The sequence below is a fragment of the Acinetobacter sp. CAU_H_S139_7 genome (assembly GCF_058599305.1).
This window is the reverse complement of record NZ_CM178651.1, coordinates 2,246,113-2,268,671: the sequence shown is the minus strand read 5'-3', so window position 1 is coordinate 2,268,671 and position 22,559 is coordinate 2,246,113. Positions and strand designations below refer to the sequence as shown.

The following is a 22,559-nucleotide window of genomic DNA, read 5'->3' as shown; positions in this document are numbered from 1 at the left end:
GAAGATAAAACATCGTGAATGTTTATTCAGATGTATCGCTGAGCAACATAGTGTTGAGCTTGTGCAACGGTTATCATAGAGTCAACAAAGCGTTGGAAGACATTATGAAAATCGTGGCAGATGAAAATCTCGCATTTACCGATTATTTTTTTGCCGAATTTGGTGAAATTGAGCACAAAGCAGGGCGTACTTTAACGCATGCCGATGTTGTAGATGCCAAAGCACTGTTGGTGCGTTCTGTGACACGCATCAATCAAGCATTAATCAATAACACTACACTTCAATATGTGGGTAGTGCAACCATTGGTACGGACCATTTAGATATTGAAGCCATTGAGAAACAGAATATTCAATGGGCGAATGCTGCAGGTTGTAATGCGCAGGCGGTGGCTGAATATGTGATTACGGCTTTGCTCCATCTCAAGCTAGCATTGCTGAACGCTGAAGAAAGTTTTACTTTGGGCATTATTGGTCTAGGAAATGTCGGTTCTCGCTTAGCTTATATGGCCAAACTATTGGGCTGGAATGTGATCGGTCATGATCCTTTTGTACAGCAAGATGCGATTCAGCAGGTCGATTTAAATACCTTATTAAGTACTGCCGATGCGATTTCATTGCATGTGCCTTTAACCAAAACAGGATCACATCCAACCTACCATTTGTTCAACGCCGAAGCTTTGGCTGCGATGAAAACGACAGCAATATTGATTAATTCTGCTCGTGGACCTGTAATTGAAGAGCAAGCTTTATTGGCCGACATCGAAAAAACACAGCGCAAAGTGGTATTAGATGTCTTTGAACATGAGCCTGTGATTTCTGAACAAGTGTTGAAAGTTGTGAGTCTAGTGACGCCACATATCGCAGGTTATAGCTTAGAAGGCAAAGCGCGTGGTACACAAATGATCTATGATGCCTTTTGTAAAACCTTTCAGTTCGAAGCTCATAAAAGTTTCGAGTCACAGTTGCCTGTGTGCGCGCAGTATTTTGAAGGGCAAGATTTGAAATCTGCACTTCAACAGCATTTAAATGAAATCTATCCAATTTTACGAGATGACCAAGCCTTACGTGCTTGCTTAAAAGAGGGAATGATTGACCAAAAAGCCTTTGATCATTTAAGAAAAACTTATCCATTACGCCGTGAATGGGCTGCACATGGAGGGCCGAAAGCATGAGTCAGGACGTGATCCATTATCAGCCAACCTGTGACTTAAAAGCCATGCGTGCTCGCGCGCAAATGTATAGCCAAATTCGCCAGTTTTTTGCTGAACGTGAAGTGTTTGAAGTTGAAACCCCGATTTTATCTCAAGCTGGGGTGACCGATGTGCATTTGGCTTCGGTTCAAGCACAGCGCCATGTCCAAGGTAAGCAACAAACACATTATTTGCAGACCTCACCTGAGTTTGCCATGAAGCGCTTATTGGCCAGCGGTAGTGGGCCAATTTATCAAATCTGTAAAGTTTTCCGTGATGATGAACATGGTCGTAAACACAATAGTGAATTTACCATGCTGGAATGGTATAGACCGAATTTCAGTTTGAAAGATTTAATGTTTGAAGTGACAGACTTATTGAATGTCACATTAACGCAGCGTTTTGGTGAAGTTCGCCCTACCATTTTGAGCTATAAGCATGCGTTTATGGATCGCTTGGATTTGAACCCACTGCAAGCCAGTTTGAAGGAGTTAAAAGACTGCTGTAATCGCGTGGGTTTAAATTTGGACTTGGGTGATGACCGACTTGGCTATATCGATTTGCTCTTTTCACATTTTGTAGAGCCAAGCCTAGGTTTTGATACGCCCGTGTTTCTAACCGATTTTCCACCAGAGCTGGCCTCGCTTGCCAAAACTAAAACGGATGAAGACGGTGAATGGGTTGCAGCACGTTTTGAGCTGTATATTGAAGGTTTGGAACTCGCCAATGCGTATGATGAATTGATTGACGCGGAGGTGTTGCGTTCGCGTTTTGAAGCAGATAATGCTGAACGTGAAAAATTAGGCTTACATGTGATGCCGATCGATGAGTTTTTATTGGCTGCTTTGCCTCAAATGACCGCATGTGCAGGTATTGCTTTAGGTGTGGATCGTTTGTTAATGATTGCAACAGAACAAATGCAGTTGGAAAAGGTGATTACCTTTCCCGCATCCATTTCTTAAGTGAAATTAAATAAAGCGCCGATTGTGGCGCTTTATTTGAGTCGATCAAGTTTTAACTGTACTGAGCCTTTAGCTCTCCAATCGCGTGTATTCGACGTTCTATCAGCATTTCACCAATATCAGGGCCTTTAATATCCGAAGGTAGGTCTTGCGCTTTAATATTTCGCACAACATCCATCACCTTTAAAATATATGTAGATTGTGGGTATTCACGATCTTCAAGCCCTAAACGACCACGTGAGTCACATTCACAGGCCTGTACAAAGGCTTCAACCCGTTCTGGACGACGTAGTACATCTAAGCGTTGCAGCAAGCGCCACAAAGTGCCTGGTTTTAAGGTCAGGGCTTGATGACATTTCAAATGTTCTTTACAGACCGTAATTGCGAGCTGCTTCATCTGCGTTGGAACTTTTAGGCGCTCACACACTTCTGTCACAGGCTTGACCCCACGTTCTTCATGCATGATATGACGCGGTAGCTCGTCCACAGGTGTCAAAGCTTTGCCTAAGTCATGTACTAAAACAGCAAAACGAACATCCAGTGCGTAGTTGGCACGACACGCTTGTTGTAAGGACATCATGGTATGAATACCACAGTCAATTTCAGGGTGATATTCAGGGCGCTGTGGAATACCGTAAAGGGCCTCGATTTCTGGAAAAAGCACTTTTAAAGCACCACAGCGACGTAGCACTTCGAAGTATTCATCGGCATGATCTTCCATCAGAGCACGAGAGGTTTCTTTCCAAACGCGTTCAGGGGTTAGTGCCTCCAGTTCACCCGAGTCTGCGAGTTGCTGCATCAGTGCTAACGTTTCTTCGGCCACCGAAAATCCTAGGGTTTTATAACGTGCAGCAAATCGTGCAACACGGAGGACGCGTAGAGGGTCTTCTACGAAAGCATCAGAAACATGCCTTAAAACACGGAGCTCTAAATCTCGTTGGCCGCCATAGGGGTCATACAGAGTGCCTTCATCATCCATAGCGATGGCATTGATGGTGAGGTCACGCCGAATTAAATCTTGTTCTAAGGTAACAGTACTGTCGGTATAAAACTCAAAGCCATGATAACCATGCCCTGACTTACGTTCGGTACGGGCAAGTGCATACTCATCTTTGGTTTCAGGATGTAAAAAAACAGGAAAATCTTTACCTACAGGTTGGAAACCTTGGGCAAGCAGTTGTTCAGGCGTTGCACCGACAACTACATAATCTTTTTCGTGATAGGGGTGCCCCAGAAGCTGATCTCGGATCGCACCGCCTACTAAATAAACTTGCATGAAAAAACCTCTATTCTTGCAGCCATCATGCTACAGAATAGAGGTTTTCTCAAGTCACAAGATGCGAGTATAACGACAAACAATTATTCGCCGTTTTTCTCCGCTTCTTGAATTTCCGCTACAGTCAGCGCAGTCATATTCACTAAACGACGGGTAGTTGCCGTCGGTGTAAGAATATGAACTGGTTTCGCTGCGCCAAGTAGGATAGGGCCAATGGTAACATTATTACCTGAAGTTGATTTCAACAGGTTAAATGAAATGTTGGCTGCATCCAAGTTTGGCATGATCAATAGGTTCGCAGAACCTTTGAAGCGCGAGTTTGAGTATGCAAAGTTACGGATGTTTTCATCCAATGCCGCGTCCGCATGCATTTCACCTTCAACTTCAAGTTCTGGCGCGATTTGCGTCAAAATTTCAAACACTTTACGCATTTTTTGCGCGCTTGGATCAGTTTGATCTGAACCAAAGCTTGAGTGAGAAAGTAGAGCAACACGTGGTGTCATACCAAAACGACGTACTTCTTCAGCAGCTAAAATTGTCATTTCAGCCAACTGTTCAGCTGTTGGGTTGGTGTTGACATAAGTGTCAGCAATGAACAGATTACGGTCTTCAAGCATTAAAGCATTCAATGTAAAGAAAGAGTTGTGACCTTCTTTTTTACCAATGATGTTTTTCACGAAGTCTAAGTGAATGTCGTAGCTTGAATACGTACCACATAGCATGCCGTCTGCTTTACCATGTTTCACCAACATCGATGCGATCAAGGTTGAACGACGACGCGCTTCACGTTGCGCATATTCAGGTGTTACACCTTTACGCTGCATAAGTGTGTAGTAGTCATCTGCAAACAATTCATAGTCAGGGTTTTTTTCTTGATCGACAATAGTGATGTTCACACCATGTTCAAGACGTAAGCCTAACTTTTTAATGTTCGCTTCAATAACCGCAGTACGACCAACTAAGATTGGTTTTGCAAGATCTTCATCGACCGCAATTTGTACTGCACGAAGTACGCGTAGGTCTTCACCTTCAGCATATGCGATACGTTTCGGGTCAGATTTTGCTTGAGCAAAAATAGGTTTCATCATCAGTGCTGAGTTATAAACAAACTCAGAAAGACGTTGACGATATGCAGAGAAGTCTTGAATTGGACGACTTGCAACACCTGAATCCATGGCCGCTTGTGCAACAGCAGGTGCAATTTCTAAAATCAGACGTTGATCGAGTGGACGTGGAATAAGGTAGTCACGACCAAAAGATGCTGATTTTTCACCATAAGATGCTGCATCTGCTTCAATGTGTGCCATACGCGCAATTGCATAGACACATGCGATTTTCATCTCTTCATTGATCGTTGTTGCGCCTACATCAAGAGCACCACGGAAAATGTAAGGGAAGCAAAGTGCGTTGTTCACTTGGTTTGGATAGTCTGAACGACCTGTCGCCATGATCACGTCATCACGAACTTCATGTGCATGTTCAGGCAGAATTTCAGGATCTGGGTTGGCAAGTGCGAAGATAATCGGATCTTTCGCCATCAGCTTAACCATTTCTTTGGTTAAGATACCCGCAGCAGATAAGCCGAGGAACATGTCTGCGCCTGCAATCACGTCAGCCAGTTGACTGCCTTCAACATCTTGTACATAACGTTTTTTAGAGTCGTCTAGACCTTCACGTTTTGTTGTAAGTAGACCTCGTGAGTCTGCAACAATAATATTTTCTTTTTTTGCACCAATGGCACAAAGTAAATCTAGGCAAGACAGAGCCGCAGCACCTGCACCTGAAGCGACGATTTTAATTTCGTCAATTTTTTTGCCATTCAATTGCAAAGCATTCAGTAAAGCAGATCCAACGATAATGGATGTACCATGCTGATCATCGTGGAACACAGGGATATTCATACGTTCACGAAGTTTTTGTTCAATATAGAAGCATTCTGGTGCCTTGATGTCTTCAAGGTTGATACCACCAAAAGTCGGTTCTAATGCAGCAACAATATCGACAATTTTGTCAGGATCATTTTCTGCAATTTCGATGTCAAATACATCAACACCTGCGAATTTTTTAAATAAAACGCCTTTACCTTCCATGACAGGTTTAGAAGCCAGTGGACCAATATTACCTAGACCCAAAACGGCAGTACCATTTGTGATCACGGCAACAAGGTTACCACGTGCAGTATAAAGCGCTGCTTTTGAAGGATCTTTTTCAATTTCAAGACATGGTGCTGCGACACCCGGTGAATACGCCAAGGCTAAATCGTGTTGGTTGACCAGCTGCTTGCTAGGTGTAACGCTGATTTTCCCTGGGGTTGGGAATTCGTGATAATACAAAGCTTGCTGTTTTAATGATTGATCGTCCATCTGAATCTCTTTGTAGCGTGGGTTAGCCAGCGGAGCTGGTAGTTTTTAGTAGACAAGACCGAATATACCATTAGTTGCTGGTATATCCCAGTGATAGCTGGTGCTTTTTAAGCAAACTTAGAGCTAAAACAGTCTGATTTATATTGAGTATGTATACGAGGGTGTGTCGAGATGATCTCTTAAATATTGGGTAGCATCGAGCTGCGGAAGAGGTTTGGAAAATAAATAACCTTGCGCGATATCACATTCTAAGTTTTGTAGGTAACTCAGTTGTTGTTCGGTCTCAATTCCTTCCGCCACCACGGTCATACCCATGGCTTTCCCCATGGCAATCATGGCGCTCACAATGGCTTCTTGTTTGTAGTGTCCAATTTTTGAAATGAAGCTTCGATCAATTTTTAAAGTATCGATAGGGAAGTCAGTTAGGTAAGACAGTGATGAATAACCTGTACCAAAGTCATCTAAAGAAATATGAATGCCACGCAATTTGATGGTTTCAAGGAGGTTTTTCACTGCTTCTGAGTTTTCAACCAAAGTGGATTCTGTAATTTCTAATTCGAGGCTACTACCACTGATTTTATATCGATCAAGGGCTTCGTCTAAGTCCTTTAAAAGCTGTCCACGTTGTAATTGTTGGGCAACCACATTGACCGAAACACAGATATTATCAAAACCCAATTTATTCCATTCTTTGATTTGCTTAGCGGTTTGTAAAATTACAATGCGGCCAATATCTGAAATCAAGCTGGTTTTTTCTGCCATCGGAATGAAGAGACTCGGCGGCACGATGCCTTTGGTTGGGTGATTCCAGCGTACCAACGCCTCAAAACCATAAATCTTCTGATTGTGAAAGTTGATTTTGGGTTGGTAATAAACCACCAACTCATTGTTTTGTATTGCTAGCCTTAAATCGCGTTCTAAATAAATTCCTTCTTCTAATGCAACGGTATTGCTCAGGCTGTAGAACTTGGTGGCATTTCCACCTAAACGTTTTGCTTCACTCAGTGCTTGTTCTGCACAGTTGTTTAAGTAGTCCAGCTGACGACCATGTTCAGGGTACTGCGAAATCCCCATTGAAAGCGTAATAATGTGCTCTTGACCAAAAATATCAAAAGGTAGGCTAAAGGCTTTGTTAATGCGATCAATATGTTCCTGAACGGAGGGGCGAATATGAGAGACCTCATATACAATTGCAAAATCGTCACCATTTAAGTGAGCCACTATCAAGGCTTCAGCATTGGTTAAACGAAGGCGCTGAGCAACTTGGCGCAGCAGCTCATCGCCGCCATTATTGCTTAAGAATTCATTCAATGGGCGGAAACGGTCAATATTGAGTCGAATAATCGCCAGTTGTTTAATACTGTCTTGCTGAGAAACCAAATACTGATGAAGCTGATAGTTATAGTAAAAACGGTTCGGTAAGTCGGTCAGCGTATCGTAGTTTTCTAAATAAGACAGACGCTGTTCTTGCAGTTTGCGCTCGGTTAAATCGGACACGATACCAATATAATGCGTGACACGATCTTGCTCATCGGTAATGGCATTCAGATGCATCCAAATACACAGCTCTTTGCCTGATAAGAACTTTTCATTAAGTTCACCGTCGTATTCGCCTTTTTTTAGGAGTTGCCCAATGATTTGGTTATGTGTGCTGCGTTGATGTGACTTATAGTTCGCAACAATATCAAACAGATGCTTGCCATTAATTTGTGCAGCTTCAAAACCAGCCAAACGCTCGAAGAACGGATTTACGTCGATATAACGCAGGTCTTCATCTAAGATGAAAATCCCTTGTTCAGCTTGTTCAAGGACGCTCGCTGCTAGTCGAAGACGTTCTTGGTTGTTTTTTTCATGTTGAATATCGCGTCGAATACCGACCATTTGTAACGGTTTTTGATTGATTGGATCGCGAGCAATGACACGCCCAGTGTCATGTACCCAGTACCATTTCCCGTTATTGTGTTGCACACGGTAAGTGGCTTCATAGCGGTCTGAATGACCCCGTAAATGACTTTTCATTGCAGATTTAAACGGGGCAATATCATTTGGATGAATTAGATACTGAAGCTGAAGTTGATGCTCTGTGGAGTTTTTAAGTACTTTTTCTTGTTTGTGATTGGTCAGGGAAATGAGCCGATCTTTAATATTCCAATCCCAAGGACGAATACCTGAAATTTCATGGGCAAGCGATAGGTTTTCTTGCTTATTTTTTAAGTCTTTATTGATTTGATTTACATCAAAGGTTCGTTCTCGTACTTTTTGCTCAAGCAATTGATTATTCAGTTGTAACTGTTGTTCAATCTCTTTGGATTTATTCACTTCGTTTTGTAGCTGTTTGCATAAATCATCGGTCCAAGCGACTTGTTTTTCAGCTTCTTTTTTCAGCTCTCGATTTTTAATTGAGAGACGGGATAAGTGCTGATTAATACGGTTGGTGGCATTGGCACAGAGCAAAATCACAATCAGAATAAAGTTCACAGCAAGGTGAAAAAGAGTGTGATTGGCATCGAAGTTGATAAATTGCGAGAGGACATAAGGACTAATGGAGGGAATAAAAACCAAACAAAAATAACTAATGCGCTGCGTTAAATAGGTAAGGCAAACGGTCTGTGTGACGATCACTAAAAGTGCAGACAAGAGTAGGGCATTTGTATAGTTAAAATTGCCAGATAGGCTGGGTAAATAGTAATAGATACAGACGACGCCTGCTGCAACCAAAAGACCAATACTTAAACAGATGCCTTGAATCCAGCGGTGCGCATGTTTGGCAGAGTGATTTTTCGGGTTGAAATACACGGTGTTCACGAGCCAAAAAATGCTGAGAATAAACTCAGAAACAAAGAACCATAGGTTAAAATAAAAAGAATCTTGAGAAAAATTATAGTGATATGCACAGAAAATATAAAAATTTAGAATCAGTAAACTACTGATGAGGAAACGAAGATGGCTAATGGAATGCGATATTTGCGCAGTCTGCAAGTGCCGATCAAGATTTTCTGTAGAAATATCTGGCATGAATCGCGAAACCTTATTTTTTTTATGACCCAATGGCGTTGTGTTGTGTCTTTTTTCAAATTTAAATACATTGTGTAAAACACAATCAATTTATATTTTGATATAAGTCAAGGGTAATATTGTTGTACATAATAATCAATATATTAACAGAACAAAAGGGTGACTCGGCTGTTTATGTGATTTAAATCACTAAATTGTAGTTGAGGATTGACAAAGCGACGACGGGCGCTGTCTCTGTACGCAATACACGCTCACCAATACACCAGTTAATAAAACCGTGCTCATTGGCTGTTGTAATTTCAGCCTCACTTAAACCACCTTCAGGCCCAATGAGAAGTGCAATGTTTGGTGTCGCATGTGCCAAAACGTCGATTTTTTCTTTATTCGGGGCGAGTACAAGCCGAGTCGCAGGTAATTTAGATGCGAGCCATTTGTCTAAGCTGACTGGAGCATGGATAGTGGGAACAATGTTCATGCCACATTGTTCACATGCCGCGATAGCAATGCCTTGCCAATGATCAATCTTCTTTTGGTCGCGGTCATATTTCAAACGCATTTCACAACGTTCAGACGTTAATAGTTGAATTTCGGAAACGCCTAATTCAACTGCCTTTTGAATGACATAGTCCATACGATCCCCTTTACTCATGACTTGACCGAGTAAAGTTTTAAACGCAGGCGTACGATTGGTTGGGTTAAAAGCAGTGACCTGAACTGATGCTGACTTTTTAGCAACGTCACTTAAGGTCACTTCATATTCGCCGCCTTGTCCATTAAACAAAGTAGCCGTTTCACCGACTTGAGCACGCAAAACTTTTACCCAGTGGTGAAACACAGTTTCAGTCAGTTCGACAGTGTGATCAACATTGAGTTCTGCTTCCATAAAAAAACGAGGCATTCGGTTTTACTCTCAAATAGGGTGAATCTAGTTTAAATACTTATGCTAAACCGAGGTCTAGTACAAGCTGACGGGTAGGATCAGTCGTGTTCATGGTGTAGAAGTGCAAACTCGGTGCGCCCCCTGCAATCAGGCGTTCACAAAGTTTCACAATCACTTCATGACCGAAGGCTTTGATGCTGGCAGTATCGTCACCATAAGTTGCCAGTTGTTTACGAATCCAACGTGGAATCTCAGCGCCTGTACCATCTGCAAAGCGAATCAAGTTGCTGGCATTGGTAATTGGCATAATGCCTGGTGCAACTGGAATGTTCACGCCTTCTTTTTGAATGCGATCTACAAAGTAGAAGTAGGCATCTGGATTAAAGAAGAACTGAGTCAGTGCCGCATTCGCACCTGCATTGGCTTTGTCGCAAAAACGTTGAATGTCTAGGTCAAAACTATCTGCTTGAGGGTGCATTTCTGGATAAGCGGCAACCTCAATTTTGAAATGATCGCCCGAATGTTCACGGATAAAACGTACCAAATCCGTAGCATAAGGTAGTTCCCCTAGGCCAACTTGACCTGAAGGTAAGTCACCACGCAGCGCCACAATACGGTCAATGCCTTGATCTTTATAAATGTCGAGTAACTCAGCAATACGTGCTTTGTCATCACCAATACAAGACAAGTGAGGGGCAACAGGTGTGCCTTTACCATTAAATTCTGCAATGGCTGCTAAGGTGCGTTCACGGGTTGAACCGCCTGCACCATAGGTAATTGAGAAAAACTCTGGGTTGAGCAGCTGTAATTCTTGGTGTACAACTTTCAGTTTTTCTGCGCCCGCATCCGTTTTGGTCGGGAAAAACTCAAAAGAAATAGGAATGTGTTTCGACATGTTCAAATCCTTTTTTATAAATGCTTTTTATTTAGACCTCTTCCGAGCCCTCTCTTGCGCGTAGATTTACAGCAGTGCTTAAAACCCGCTTTACAGGAGAGGGGACTTTCACTATAAATTGAATTAATAATGAAAAGTCCCTTCTCCCACTGGGAGAAGGCTAGGATGAGGGGGAAATATAAAACTTAGTATTTATAAGCATCCGACTTGAATGGGCCTTCAACTTGAACACCTAAGTAATCTGCTTGTACTTGAGTCAAAGTTGTTAACACACCGCCAAAACCAGCAACCATTGCTGCCGCAACTTCTTCATCTAATTTCTTAGGAAGTAGTTCTACGCGAATAGCCGCTTGTTTTTGATCTTCAGCAAGATCCGCAAATTTTTCAGCGAACAAGTGCATTTGACCTAGTACTTGGTTGGCAAAAGAACCATCCATAATACGTGATGGGTGACCCGTTGCATTACCTAGGTTAACTAAACGACCTTCAGAAAGCAGGATCAAGTAATTGTTTTCATCTTCTGAACGATACACTTGGTGAACTTGTGGCTTCACTTCAACCCACTTGTACCCACGTAAGTAGTTGGTGTCGATTTCAGTGTCAAAATGACCGATGTTACATACCACAGCGCCTGCTTTTAATGAATCAAGCATTGCAGCGTCACATACGTGGTAGTTACCTGTCGTTGTTACGATCAAGTCCGTATTTTGAAGAAGGTCTGCATTTACATCTTCTTTTTTACCAGTCTGTACGCCATTCTTGTATGGAGAAACAACTTCGTAACCATCCATACATGCTTGCATAGCACAGATTGGATCTACTTCAGTCACACGTACAATCATGCCTTCTTGACGAAGAGATTGAGCAGAACCTTTACCTACGTCACCGTAACCAATCACAAGTGCACGACGACCAGATAAAAGCATATCTGTACCACGTTTAATCGCATCATTCAGTGAGTGGCGGCAACCGTATTTGTTGTCGTTTTTAGACTTTGTTACAGAGTCATTCACGTTGATTGCAGGAACTTTCAAAGTACCATCACGAAGCATTTCATACAGACGTTGAACACCTGTCGTGGTTTCTTCAGTTACACCGTGAATTTTTGCAATCACTTCTGGATATTTTTCATGAACAAGAAGTGTTAAATCACCGCCATCATCCAAAATCATGTTGGCATCCCAAGGCGTGCCATTCACATTGATTTGTTGTTCAAGACACCACATGTATTCTTCTTCAGTTTCGCCTTTCCAAGCAAATACAGGTACACCAGAAGCCGCAATTGCCGCAGCAGCATGGTCTTGAGTAGAGAAGATGTTACAAGAGGTCCAACGAACTTCGGCGCCTAATTCAACTAGGGTTTCAATGAGAACCGCAGTTTGAATGGTCATGTGGATACAACCAAGGATTTTTGCGCCAGCAAGTGGTTTTGCAGCAGCATAGCGCTTACGTAGGCCCATAAGTGCTGGCATTTCTGCTTCAGCAAGTTTGATTTCTTTACGGCCGTAGTCAGCGATTGAAATATCAGCAACTTTGTAATCTGTAAATGAAGCAGTAACCGCGTTCATCACGATCTCCTAATATAAAAAATTGATCATTCAGTTCGCGGATGCCGTTGTTGATTCAAAAGGGATTTGAACCGGATCGTCGAGCCTAGCGATTTCACATTTATGTACCTGTGAAAAAGTCGCAGCATCCCTCGACTAGCGAAGTATTGTACTTGGATTCTAAAAGTGTTCCAAGTTTTAAAAGATAATATTATTGGCTTTTGCCTATTTGTTCTTTTAATTGATCAAAAGCATTCCAACCTTCGTTGGTTAAAGAAAAATAATCTTTTTCATCAGTTTGATTTTTAATGTATTTAATTTCTGAAAGTTTTTGGACAGCATTTTCCCATTTAGCTAACTCGCGACCGACATGAAGATTTATATCTAATTTTCCAGTAGATAAAGTAGTGCCATTTATATGTTTAATAAAATAAATATTCCCTTCATCTTTTCCCGCATTCTGGAGGATTGTTATCATTTCATCACTAAGCTCAATAGCTTTTTCTGTATAAGATTGGATTGCCGTATCGTTGGAATTAAGTTCATTTACAATAGTTTGAATATATTCATTTTGTTGAATATGAAGAGATAAGTGATCTTTAATCTTTTGTTTAAAGACAGATTGATCATCATAGAATTCTAATAATCCATCTTTAAGCCATATTTGGGTTTGATCTCTTAAAAGCTGTAATTGTTGTAAATCTATATTATCGGGGTAAGACTTTCTTGAAATATATATTGAAGCTAATTTGTTGTTCTTACAGTGTTTTGAGATTTCCTCTACTGTCCCGCTAACATACTCACCAGTTGGTGAACCTAAGCGAGTCCAGAAAAGACCAATTAAAATATCCGAATTATTAAGAATGCTTTTATTTATAATCTCTTGTGGGCGACTACCCATTTCAGGTGCAATATGTGTTTCCCAGCCAACAGGATTTAGCATTACACCAAATTGTTTTGAGTGAATCGCATTCCACTCATAAATTGCATCGCGTACTAGTTGTCTCTCTTCTGATACATCACTTGGGGATGCGATCATTACATTTAAAATTGTAGCTTGATGTGCCATTTCTAATTTACTGAAATTTGATTATTTACCCTTAATATATCTGAAATTTATACGGTTTCTATGGTTTGATGTAATTATTTAATTTCGAGTTCAAGTCATTTTGTTTATTATCAACACAATCATCTTTTTCGAATTGTGTTATGGCTTTGAATATCCCTGAATCCTTAATGAACCTTGAAGCTAATGGCGGTATTTATGCGGTATGGATGCTACTCCAGCATTTATATATCGATGCGGATATTGAACAGTTGATAGAGGTCTGTGGTTATGATGCAGAAAATGGAACGACAACCATTGGCTTGGCAGTCGGATTAAAGAAATTTGGCTTTGATGTTCAATTTTATACTGATGAAGACACAGAGCTTCAAGCACAAGAAAAATTGAGTTATGCAGAAGCTGAGCAACTAAAGCTGCCAGTTTTAGCGGCCATCAATTACCAACAAATTCAACAGGCATTTGAGCAAAATAAATTTATCATTGTCTATTACGATACTTTAGATGGCATTGGAAATCATTCACTGGTTTATTCTATAGATGAACAAGAAATCTGTTTCTTTGATTCCTTTGATGCGATGCCTGCATCTGTATTTGAACGGCAACGTCAAGTCGAGGGCATCTGCCGACAAGTGATCGTGCTTGATCATTCAAACGCTCGCATGGAAACAGCACAATAAACATGAAAAGAAGACGTTAAATGAAAAAGATCCTCGGACTATGCGTGTTTATCTCTATGCAGATCAGTGCGAATGACAGCACGGGTTTTGTGGCAACGGGCGGTGTGCAATATCTGAAAAATCCAAAAATCAGTATGCAAAGTGAAGATTTGTTTATCAGTAAAAACATCATTCGGGTGAATTACCAATTTAAAAATCTTACAACTCAAGATATTACGGAAACTGTTTTATTTCCCTTGCCGCGTGTGGGCAGTTCGCGTGAAAGCGATTTTGCGCATACCGAACAATTGATTCAAAGCTTTAAAGTACAAGCCAATGCACAAAAGATTCAGCCAGAAACGCATGTGCGTGCATTTTTACCCACTTTAACGGCAGGTGGTGACTTCAATTCCAATGATGACGTTGTCGATGTGACTGCAGGTTTGAAAAAATGTGGTTTTTCAGATCGAGATTTGATGTATCCGTGGTTATTGCAGCAAGACTCTACACTTAATCTGCGTTTGTACCGTTGTCAGGACAAAACGGTGCAGCAGCTTTTAAAACCTTATCAGGTGGATGATGAAATTTATTGGGAATCGCAAATTATTTATAGTTGGCAGCAGACGTTTAAGGCCAATGCGTTGACCCATGTAAAACATGAGTACATGCCATTGGTCGGTGGTTCGGTCTCTTTATATCCAGAAGAGGATGAAAAAACCTATTGTATGGATCAAAACTTCAAAGCGGGTTTGAAAAAGACCAAGTCGCAATATGCCCCTTATCAAGCTTTGGGCTATATCTTAAAAACGGGTGCAAATTGGGCGAAACCTATTCAAAGTTTTAAACTGACCATTGAGCGTGACCCGAATGAGTTGGTTTCATTTTGTTGGAATGGTCAGGTGAAAAAGATCAGTTCGACACAATTTCAAATGACAGAAAAGAATTTTGTGCCGAAACAGGATTTAGATATTATTTTTGTGCGTAAGTTTTAAGTAGTAAAAAAGCCCATCAAAGGATGGGCTTTTGATTTTATTCCTGTTCTGCGGCATCTGCCTTGTCGTGCCAGTATTTGGCTTTTACCTCATCCGCATCGACACCTAGGGCATTTTCATAAATGAATGCCAAATCACGCATGGCTTGAGCTTCACCCAGTTCCGCTGCTTGTTGTACCAGTTCAATTGACTTAGCGACATCCTTTTCAACCACATCACCACGACGGTAAAAACCAGCCAACTCTAATATTGCACTAGGGTGTTTCAGCTCAGCGGCCTGTTTTAACCAGTGATGTGCATGTCCAAAGTAGGTTTCAGCTTCGCTTGGATCTTCTTCACGAAGTTCTTTGGCATAAAAAGCATAACCTTCACCTAGCCAATACATGGCTTCCACATGACCCAATGCTGCTGCTTTGAGTGCCCATTCTTCTGCAAGCGTAATTTCATCTTCATTTTCACTTTGCATATACAGTTCAGCAAGTTCAAATTGAGCGTCACTATTACCCGTTGTTGCGAGGTTGACCAATTCAGCAGGAATTTTAGGAGATTGAGGCATACAAATAACCAAAGATTTAAACTGTGGATAGCCTAATGCTTTCAAGTGAAAAAGCCAATCCGAAGATTGGCTTTTAGGTTCAGATCAGGTGTAAAGTTAGGCTGAATATAAATAAGAGTAAAACTGAAACAGCGATATTCTTAATTTTTTGTTCAAAATAACTTAAGCAAAGTCCAACAAACAGTGCAGCGAAGCTAATTACGCCGACCCAATAACTGATTTCGGTGCTCCAATGTCCTTGTGTTAAGCAAATGAGCAAAGAAACAATTAACAGTAACCAACCCACAGTGGTTGCTAAGCGTGTTTGCTGAAGTGTCAGTTCTTTAGCAAAGATTTGCTTTTGGTGCTTAGACATACTGCTGGCAAGGGCAAAAAAACCTAAGGTCGCTAAAGCCCAAATGATCAGAAACCAAATCATGCTTCGGCCTCGTGAACAGGTGCTTTCACTTTTTTATTCGGCAAACCTTGATGTTTTTTCACTTTGTCATAAGCGAAATAGAAGATCACTGCCATTACCCACATGGCTAAATCAACCGATGCAATCATCCATTGACTCTGCGCAATGCTGTTCCACAAAGCCTGACCGCCTGTCATCAAGTTGACCACTGGTAGCAGTACGAAAGCGAGTGTTGCCAATAAAAGTAAGTCTAACCACGCTTGGCGGTGGGTACGGAAAATGGCATATATCAGCGCGAGTAACCATACGGTAAAGAAGCTACGAATCTCCCAGTTTAGGCGCATTTCTACGTCTGCTGGAATGAAACGGTTGGCATAAAAATATGCCGCGCAGGCCAAAGGCAAGCCAATAATGGCCGCAATATTCAGGACTTCAACCAGTCGGAAACCAAACGATTTATAGCCTTGTTTCTGCTGTTGGGGTGCACGTTTTACACACCAAAGGATCAGACCTGTAGCCACCATGAGCGTGCCTAAAATACCCGAGCAGAATAATAACCAGCGAAGAGCCAAGTCGAGGCCACGTGCTTCGTGTAAGACGGTGACCACGTTATAGATGCCACTTGGAATCGATGGATTTTTGATTCGTATATTTTTATCCGTTTCGTCTTGACCCGTGACCCCATTATAGTTGAGTGTTGCATACACATTGCGATGCGCGACACTTTCAGCACGCAGAGCACGGAACTCAATTTTGGCTTGGTCTGTATTGGGTGAAATAATATTAATTGAAGCAATTGGATTGTCTTTCCACTGTTGTTGTACCGCTGCCATAATTGGCGCTAAGTCTGTCAGTGGTGCAGGGCGGAGTTCGGGTTTTGGACGTTCCTCACCACGACCTTGAGCATGTTCACCACGTTGCTGTCCGCGTTCTCCACGAGCCGCTCTTTCACCTTCGCGTTGACCCTGACCTTCGCGCTGCACATCTTCAGCTTTTTGGGGCTGCTCAATCATGCTGGCCTGTTGGTCACGTAAAAACTGTTGTCGATTTTCATAAGCTTGGTTAATCCCCCAAGGCATGAACATAAACATGAGTAGTAGTAAGCCACTAAAGGTAATCATTAGATGAAAAGGCAATGCAAAAACAGCGGTTGCGTTGTGTGCATCTAGCCATGAGCGCTGACCTTTGCCAGAGCGAAAGGTAAAGAAATCTTTAAATATTTTTTTATGGGTAATGATGCCGCTGACAATTGCGACCAACATGAACATGGTGGCAATCCCGACCAACCAACGTGTCCACAGACGGGGTAAACCGTACAATTCAAAATGGAAACGGTACAGGAACCCACCACCACGCGTATCTCGTGGTTCAATTACTTCGCCAGTCGCACTGTCTAAGGTGAGGCGTGTTCCACCGCGACGTGCTTTCGGGTCTTCACCAACGGCACGAATAGTCACTTCAGTTGTAGTTTGGCGTGAGTTGGGCAGTTGAATGTTCCAGCTGCCTGCATCAGGGTGGTTTTTCTGTAAATAGTTAAGCGCGACCTGCATTTGTTGCACTTGAGCCTGCGCAGGGATAGATTGATGTGTTTCTGGCTTCATCCAAGTGGAAATTTCATTTTGGAAAAAACTCAGGGTTCCAGTCACAAAAATTGCATACAGCAGCCACCCTAAAATGAGACTGGCCCATGTATGCAACCATGACATGGATTGGCGCGGTCCTTCCGCTTTTTGATCAACACGCATTTAAAAACTATCCTAAAAATTTGAGTAGGGCATACAGTGCAATACATGGCACAGCAATACCGAGCGTTGCTTTTAAGGTTTTTTGAACCATAAAGACCCAAATAAAGGCAGCACAGTTAAGACAAAATGCAATGAGTGTGGCGCTCATGGCCGCATTCACAGGATTTGCAATAAAGACTTTAGCAATAGTTAACGCAGAGAGTGCAGCAAGGAGATACCCTCCAAGCAAGGCAAGTGCAAATCGATATAACACCATCAGACGGTAGCTAACGGGTGTGTCGACTTTCTTCTTTTTGGCAGGCTTCGGACGGACTTTTTCCGAATGAACCAAGGCATCAATTTGAGTGGTGCTATTCATGGAAGAGAGTTGGTGTCTTAGTAAACAATATTGCAAATGATAACAATTATTATTTAAATAGAACAGATGGTAACTTTATTTATTTTTTCTGTAACGGTAAGTGAGTTTAGTGAATAGAAAATTTGGATTGTAGAGGATGAGTTTTTAAATCGATTTGATTCTTATCTTTATTTATTTTTAAGAATAACTACACAGTGTTACTAAATCACATTACACGCTGTTTTGTTGTGCGTTAGTTTTATAGTTAAAACTGGTGCTAACGGAGGAAAAGATGGCTGCTTTTATTAATGCCGAACAGGCAAAAATTATGTCCAACCAAGCGTATTTAGATATTGAGATCTACAAATTACGTTTAGCATCCCTAATCGAGGAGAGTGCGAAACAGGGAAATACTGCGGTATTTACCGTATTGCCAAAACATTTACCCCTAGAAGATATCCGTCATCTTTCAGCAGAACTTACCCAACTGGGATATCAAGTCCGTTTGGAAGTGGAAGAGTTCTATTACCGTTTAAACGTGTATTGGATTTAAATTTCGTTTCGATGCCATGGTATATATTGTGTGGATAAAATAAAAGCCCGTAAACGGACTTTTATCTTTTAGGCGTTTCAAAAACCGATGAGAGGGTTATGGTTGAATATCGGAAGCCTTTGTATGGTAGGGATTCTTTAAAGCGAGTGTTTGTTCAAGCTCATGGTCGAAAATATCGGTGAGCATACTATCGAAGCGTTGAGCATTGTAATGAATCAACTGATCTGCTTCCTCAGGGCTGATGAATCCTGTTTCAAGTGCATGTTGAATATGGGATTCAAAATCTAAGCCTTTAAATTGTCCTTTAGACTCCGCTTTTTTAAACTTCGTCCACAGCGGATCAATTTTCAATGCTGCTTGGAAGGCATTTTCCATACGCCCAAAGACATCATCTGGATCGGTATTGTAAAAAACATGCTGCTTCAGTTGTTCACGGAAAGGATTATTTTCCATGATCACACGTCCTAATTGCGTTTTTAGCTGATCACTTGGTTGCTGGGCAACACGACCAAAAGGGAAACAGATGAACTTGACTACACAAGCTGCGGCTCGCATAGGAAAGTTTGCGAATAGTCCATCAAATGCATCCTGAATTTGGACAAATGCTTTTTCTAAAGCCAGTTGTGCATGCTGTTGTTCCACCTCACTACGTTGTCCTTTTTCATAAAACTTCAAAATAGCGGTCGCGATAAATAGATGGGCATGAATGTCAGCCAAACGCCCTGAAAGCATTTCTTTGCGTTTAATATCGCCTGCAAGTAAGCCTAAACACAGGTCTGCGGTTAAGGCGAAGTTTGCACTGTAACGGTTAATGGTTTTGTAAAAAGGACGTGAGAAAGCATCTGTTTGTGCGGAAGCATCTGAAGGGCCACCGAATATGCCATAACTGAATGAACGGGCTGTTCGGTTAAAAGTATAAGCCAAATGTTTAAAAAGTAGCGTGTCGAAAGGCGCTAAAGCTGACTTTGTATCTTCTGCTTGAAGGAGTTGGAGTTCTTCATATAAATAAGGATGACAGCGCATTGAGCCTTGACCAAAGATCATTAAAGAACGGCTTAAAATATTGGCCCCTTCAACGGTAATCGAAATAGGGATGGCTTGATAATTCAATGCTAAAAAATTGCGCGGCCCCATTTGTACTGCCCGTCCGCCAACGACATCCATCCCATGATTGACAATTTTACGCATGGTTTCGGTGGCATAGTATTTGGCCATAGCTGTCATCACAGCAGGTTTTCCACCTTCATTTAAACCACAAGTCACCATATAGCGAAAAGCTTCTAACATATACGCACCGCTGGCAATATCACTGGTGGCTTCTTGCACGCCTTCAAAATGTCCTACAGAAATTTTAAATTGTTGGCGTACTTTGGCAAAAGCACCGACACTTAAATAAGCCATTTCAGCTGAAGCAGTGGAGAGCGCTGGCAGTGAAATCCCACGACCTACGGCTAAGCATTCCATCAGCATGCGCCAACCTTTACCTGCATTTTCCACCCCACCAATAATCCAATCGAGTGGGATAAAAACATCTTGTCCATCGACCGTGCCATTCATAAAGGGTGAACCAGGATTATGTCGCGCGCCGACTTGGACGCCGTCATGACTGGCCGGTAATAAGGCACAGGTGATGCCGTATTCAGTTTTGCTTGCATCGCCTAATAGTCCATCAGGGTCATAGAGTTTAAAAGCGAGACCAATCACAGTCGCAATAGGCGCCAGTGTAATCCAGCGTTTTGAAAAATTCATACGTAAACCGAGTACTTCTTGGCCTTCAAACACACCATAGCAGACCACACCTGTGTCCGGTATCGCACCCGCGTCTGAACCAGCCTCAGGACTGGTTAAACCAAAGCAGGGGATTTCTTCACCTTTGGCTAGTCCTGGTAGGTAGCGCTGTTTTTGTTCCTCAGTTCCATAATGTAAAAGCAATTCACCTGGGCCTAGAGAGTTGGGCACCATACAACTGACCGCAGTAGTCAGTGAACGTGAAGAAATTTTACTCATGATGCGGCTTTGGGCAAAGGAGCTAAATGCACGACCGCCGTATTCTTTGGGAATAATTAAACCTAAAAAGCCTTGTTCTTTGATGTATTGCCATGCTTCAACGGGAAGATCTTTTAAGTGATGATGAATTTCCCATTCATTGAGTAAACCACAAAGGTGTTCAACTTCATGATCTAAGAAGGATTGCTCTTCAGCAGACAGAGTTGGGTAGACATAACCATCAAATTTTTTCCAGTCAGGCGCACCCATAAATAATTCTTTTTCCCACCAACTGGTTCCTGCATCCAATGCTTCGCGTTCGGTACTGCTCATACTCGGCATGGCTTTGGCTAAAGCTTTATAGGCAGGTTGCGTGATTAAGGACTTGCGTAATGGATCAATAACCACAATCAGGCTGAGAATAATTAAGGGCAGACCTAGAAGTAATGACCACGGACTGATAAAAATAGCAGCGAAGAGGGACGCAAAAATAATGATTGCAGTTGCCATTAAGCGACTGAGTTCAAAATAAAAAATAGCCCAGAGGATACAGATTAAAAACAGAATGGAGAAAATGAAACCCATTGAAACCTCCCGTTGTTTACACCGTGAGGTGAGTCATACGTTTTATAGAATTTCACGGAAAATAAGGCAAAACGTAGACTAAAAAGGTGTAATAAAATGAATTTGATGTGATGTGTAGCATCACGATTATTTTAGAATTTGAATTAGATTAGGGTGTTTATTGAACAATGACTGTGTTAGAAATGTATGAATACGTAATTGAAAAATATAAAGAACGAAGTTCGTAATAAAAAAAGCCCTCATATGAGGGCTTTTAATTTTTGCGTTTTGTCCCGTCCTGAAATAAGTTTACACCTTTAAGAGGCTTATTTTATGGAACATGAACGAGAACAAAGAGTTAAACGTACACAAGGTGATTATAGCTTTGCCTTTAAAATGATGGTTGTACATGAAGTAGAAAAAGGGCAAATTACTTATAAACAAGCTCAGGCAAAATATGGTATTCAAGGAAGATCAACTGTGCTGGTATGGTTACGCAAGCACGGACAACAGGACTGGACTTCGAATATGCCGCCTTCTTCTAAACGCCAATTAACACCCCAACAACGAATCCGCCAATTAGAAAAGCAGTTAGCCGCAGAAAAGCTTAAAACTGAATTTATTCAGGATGTGATTTATCACATTGATAAAGAATGTGGGACTGATCTTGGAAAAAAGTATACCGAGCATGTTTCAAAGATTGGCAAAGCCAAAGAGGACTAAGCGTTTCACGTTATTGTCAGTGGTTGGGAATCACCCGACAAGCTTATTATCAAGCAGAAAAACGTGCTCAAATGACTGCACAAGCAACTGAACAAATACTTGAGTTGGTTATGGAATATCGTTGTCTCATGCCAAGTATCGGAACACGTAAGTTGTATTGGCTTATTAAAGGCAAATTGTTGCAGCGTGGTTTAAAGTGTGGACGGGATCAGTTATTTAAAATATTGAAAGAGCATAATTTATTGATTCGCCCCAAGCGTCGCTATACAAAAACTACGGATAGCAAGCATTGGATGAAGAAGCATCCAAATTTATTAAAGGATTATTCAGCAGTGCAAGCCAACGAAGTCTTTGTTAGTGATATTACTTATGTTGAGAGTGCTGAAGGCGTACATTATTTATCATTGGTGACAGATGCTTATACCCGTCAGATTAAAGGTTATAAGTTATCGAATGATATGCGTGCGGAGAATGTTATGCAGGCTCTACATATGGCGATGCAGCATGTGACGGATCGAGCGACTAGGATGATTCATCATTCAGACAGAGGCTCTCAGTATTGCTCTGAGCTATATCAATCGGCATTGCGCCATTATGGGATATGTCCTTCCATGACAGATGGATACCTTGCGAAACAGTGTTTCTCATATCAAAATGCATTAGCAGAGCGGATTAATGGAATATTAAAGCAGGAGTTTTTAACTACACGATGTCAAACCATGAAGGAGTTAGATCACTTAATTACGGAATCTATCATGATTTATAATTGCTATAGACCACATTTAAGTTTAAATATGAACACCCCGAATCAGATGTATGAGCAAACTAAAACCGAGCTAATTGCTTAACTCGGTTT

Annotated in this window: 18 protein-coding genes; 6 read left to right on the top strand and 12 right to left on the bottom strand. The window is 41.5% G+C overall.

Translation table 11 applies throughout. The annotated features are described in order from the left end of the window. Positions 1-104: 104 nt before the first annotated feature. Together AC4MC0_RS11125 and epmA are read left to right on the top strand one after the other, a co-directional pair. Positions 105-1,172: a 4-phosphoerythronate dehydrogenase gene (locus AC4MC0_RS11125; RefSeq protein WP_491887051.1), complete on the top strand. Its 1,068-nt coding sequence runs from the start codon at positions 105-107 to the stop codon at positions 1,170-1,172. Beyond that, a complete protein-coding gene (gene epmA, locus AC4MC0_RS11120) occupies positions 1,169-2,152 on the top strand; it encodes an EF-P lysine aminoacylase EpmA (RefSeq protein WP_491887050.1) in 984 nt (327 codons plus the stop codon). The genes AC4MC0_RS11125 and epmA overlap by 4 nt, the downstream gene beginning before the upstream one ends. Positions 2,153-2,204: 52 nt before the next feature. Here epmA and AC4MC0_RS11115 read toward each other — a convergent pair whose 3' ends face one another. From AC4MC0_RS11115 to AC4MC0_RS11085, 7 genes are all read right to left on the bottom strand, one after another. Further along, positions 2,205-3,428 (bottom strand): multifunctional CCA addition/repair protein, encoded by a 1,224-nt coding sequence (locus tag AC4MC0_RS11115; protein WP_491887049.1) that lies wholly within the window; start codon positions 3,426-3,428, stop codon positions 2,205-2,207. A gap of 83 nt (positions 3,429-3,511) precedes the next feature. After that, positions 3,512-5,791: an NADP-dependent malic enzyme gene (locus AC4MC0_RS11110; RefSeq protein WP_490768814.1), complete on the bottom strand. Its 2,280-nt coding sequence runs from the start codon at positions 5,789-5,791 to the stop codon at positions 3,512-3,514. 138 nt (positions 5,792-5,929) lie between these two features. Further along, positions 5,930-8,806: a bifunctional diguanylate cyclase/phosphodiesterase gene (locus tag AC4MC0_RS11105; RefSeq protein WP_335998527.1), complete on the bottom strand. Its 2,877-nt coding sequence runs from the start codon at positions 8,804-8,806 to the stop codon at positions 5,930-5,932. A gap of 181 nt (positions 8,807-8,987) precedes the next feature. Next, positions 8,988-9,704 (bottom strand): 16S rRNA (uracil(1498)-N(3))-methyltransferase, encoded by a 717-nt coding sequence (locus tag AC4MC0_RS11100; RefSeq protein ID WP_317113599.1) that lies wholly within the window; start codon positions 9,702-9,704, stop codon positions 8,988-8,990. Positions 9,705-9,744: 40 nt separating this feature from the next. Further along, positions 9,745-10,581 carry a methylenetetrahydrofolate reductase [NAD(P)H] gene (gene metF, locus AC4MC0_RS11095; RefSeq protein WP_087010755.1) on the bottom strand — a complete coding sequence of 279 codons (837 nt, stop codon included), beginning with the start codon at positions 10,579-10,581 and terminating at the stop codon, positions 9,745-9,747. Positions 10,582-10,766: 185 nt separating this feature from the next. Then, the gene (gene ahcY, locus AC4MC0_RS11090; RefSeq protein ID WP_491887048.1) at positions 10,767-12,149 is read right to left on the bottom strand and encodes an adenosylhomocysteinase; all 1,383 of its coding nucleotides are present in this window, start codon (positions 12,147-12,149) and stop codon (positions 10,767-10,769) included. A 190-nt stretch (positions 12,150-12,339) separates the two neighbouring features. Next, positions 12,340-13,197, bottom strand: coding sequence for a DUF4062 domain-containing protein (locus AC4MC0_RS11085; protein WP_490768811.1), 858 nt, complete (start codon positions 13,195-13,197; stop codon positions 12,340-12,342). 140 nt (positions 13,198-13,337) lie between these two features. Here AC4MC0_RS11085 and AC4MC0_RS11080 point away from each other — a divergent pair, with 140 nt between their 5' ends. Both AC4MC0_RS11080 and AC4MC0_RS11075 read left to right on the top strand, forming a co-directional pair. Continuing rightward, a complete protein-coding gene (locus AC4MC0_RS11080) occupies positions 13,338-13,871 on the top strand; it encodes a cysteine peptidase family C39 domain-containing protein (protein ID WP_491887047.1) in 534 nt (177 codons plus the stop codon). A 20-nt stretch (positions 13,872-13,891) separates the two neighbouring features. Then, positions 13,892-14,842, top strand: coding sequence for a DUF4424 family protein (locus tag AC4MC0_RS11075; RefSeq protein WP_078426792.1), 951 nt, complete (start codon positions 13,892-13,894; stop codon positions 14,840-14,842). A 37-nt stretch (positions 14,843-14,879) separates the two neighbouring features. Here AC4MC0_RS11075 and AC4MC0_RS11070 read toward each other — a convergent pair whose 3' ends face one another. From AC4MC0_RS11070 to AC4MC0_RS11055, 4 genes are all read right to left on the bottom strand, one after another. Next, positions 14,880-15,398: a tetratricopeptide repeat protein gene (locus AC4MC0_RS11070; RefSeq protein WP_490768809.1), complete on the bottom strand. Its 519-nt coding sequence runs from the start codon at positions 15,396-15,398 to the stop codon at positions 14,880-14,882. A 79-nt stretch (positions 15,399-15,477) separates the two neighbouring features. Next, entirely contained in the window at positions 15,478-15,816 is a 339-nt protein-coding gene (locus AC4MC0_RS11065; protein WP_178928072.1) for a DUF3325 domain-containing protein, read from the bottom strand. After that, positions 15,813-17,540 carry a PepSY-associated TM helix domain-containing protein gene (locus AC4MC0_RS11060; protein ID WP_491887046.1) on the bottom strand — a complete coding sequence of 576 codons (1,728 nt, stop codon included), beginning with the start codon at positions 17,538-17,540 and terminating at the stop codon, positions 15,813-15,815. The genes AC4MC0_RS11065 and AC4MC0_RS11060 overlap by 4 nt, the downstream gene beginning before the upstream one ends. 7 nt (positions 17,541-17,547) lie before the next feature. Further along, complete coding sequence (locus AC4MC0_RS11055) at positions 17,548-17,898, bottom strand: hypothetical protein (protein WP_178928070.1); 351 nt, start codon at positions 17,896-17,898, stop codon at positions 17,548-17,550. Between the two features lie 271 nt (positions 17,899-18,169). On the opposite strand from AC4MC0_RS11055, the gene AC4MC0_RS11050 reads away from it, so the two are divergent. Further along, positions 18,170-18,430, top strand: a complete 261-nt coding sequence (locus tag AC4MC0_RS11050; RefSeq protein WP_004693932.1) for a hypothetical protein — start codon at positions 18,170-18,172, stop codon at positions 18,428-18,430. Between the two features lie 96 nt (positions 18,431-18,526). Here the strand turns inward: AC4MC0_RS11050 and AC4MC0_RS11045 are convergent, their stop codons facing one another. Continuing rightward, entirely contained in the window at positions 18,527-21,001 is a 2,475-nt protein-coding gene (locus tag AC4MC0_RS11045; protein WP_491887045.1) for an acyl-CoA dehydrogenase, read from the bottom strand. 312 nt (positions 21,002-21,313) lie between these two features. Here AC4MC0_RS11045 and AC4MC0_RS11040 point away from each other — a divergent pair. Then, positions 21,314-22,551, top strand: a protein-coding gene (locus AC4MC0_RS11040) for an IS3 family transposase (RefSeq protein ID WP_491887044.1) whose coding sequence is annotated in 2 segments (ribosomal slippage) — positions 21,314-21,650 and positions 21,650-22,551 — 1,239 coding nt in all. Because the reading frame shifts where the segments join, the coding sequence is not laid out codon by codon here. Positions 22,552-22,559 lie beyond the last annotated feature (8 nt).